Origin of the sequence: Bacillus sanguinis (assembly GCF_018332475.1) — a bacterium.
Classification (GTDB): Bacteria; Bacillota; Bacilli; order Bacillales; family Bacillaceae_G; genus Bacillus_A; species Bacillus_A sanguinis.
In genome coordinates this window covers 1-1,048 of sequence record NZ_BOQB01000593.1, presented here as the reverse complement: position 1 = coordinate 1,048, position 1,048 = coordinate 1, and the positions used below count along the sequence as shown (strand labels likewise).

General features: G+C 28.1%; 2 protein-coding genes. One reads left to right on the top strand and one right to left on the bottom strand.

Annotated elements, in window-relative coordinates; translation table 11 throughout:
• Positions 1 to 21 precede the first annotated feature (21 nt).
• Positions 22 to 453 (top strand): cytidine deaminase, encoded by a 432-nt coding sequence (locus tag KI369_RS28745; RefSeq protein WP_000942267.1) that lies wholly within the window; start codon positions 22 to 24, stop codon positions 451 to 453.
• Between the two features lie 258 nt (positions 454 to 711).
• On the opposite strand, the gene KI369_RS28740 is transcribed toward KI369_RS28745, so the two are convergent.
• Positions 712 to 942, bottom strand: coding sequence for a hypothetical protein (locus KI369_RS28740; RefSeq protein WP_000789031.1), 231 nt, complete (start codon positions 940 to 942; stop codon positions 712 to 714).
• Positions 943 to 1,048 lie beyond the last annotated feature (106 nt).

Here is a 1,048-nt window from a genome sequence, read left to right as displayed (position 1 = left end):
GTTTAGTATGGAGGAGAAATTATGTTACAAGTAATACCTTTAAATAGTGAAGACTATGATTTAATTAAAGCGGCTGAAAAAGTAATCGAAAAAAACTATAAATATGGCCGTCATCATATCGGTTCAGCAGTACGCACTAAAACAGGTAATATTTATGCAGCAGTGCATGTTGAAGCGAATGTTGGAAGAATAACAGTATGTGGTGAAGCTATGGCAATTGGAAAATCTATTTCAGAAGGTGATCATGAATTTGATACCATTGTAGCAGTCGCTCACCCACACCCTCATGAAGATATAGAAAAATGTTGGGTTGTTGCTCCATGTGGTATGTGTCGAGAATTAATAAGTGATTACGGAAAAAATACGAACGTTATACTTTCTTATAATGGTGAACTTGTAAAATGTAACGTAATGGAATTATTACCTGAAAAGTATACAAGTGAAGTAGAATAATTATTCCAGTTTTCCATTCATCTTATAATATTATTCCAATAAAAAAACAATCCGTTTTAAAAACGGGTTGTTTTTTATTTCTGTTTTATGCAGTTTATTTTATTTTTCTATTTTTAACACTAATACAATTATCATTAACAAAAACGAAATCCAAATATTCAAGTGTGCATCATAGAGTGTTTTTCATTCGAAAATAAAAATGATATTTCTCCTTACATTTGAAAAAATAGTAGGAATTCTCTAAAATCAGCAATCTTATCATACCAATCTATAACAATTCTGTCTTCTTCCCTTACCTGTTTCCTTTAACACATATGATTTTAAAACAAGCGCCGTTAATGAATCTGTTAATGTTTTATATGATAAATTAGATAACGCTAATAGATCGTTCGTATATAACATTCTATGCTTTTCTAATAATAATAGTACTAATCGCTCAGACGGTTTTAATGCCTCATCACTTTCTAGTATAAAATCTATATTTTTCATTTCTCTAATTATTACTCCTTATAAAAAAAAATACTTAAATAACTAATTTAATATAAAAATAATACACAACAAAATTTGAAGTATATTAAAATAACATCGTATTAAA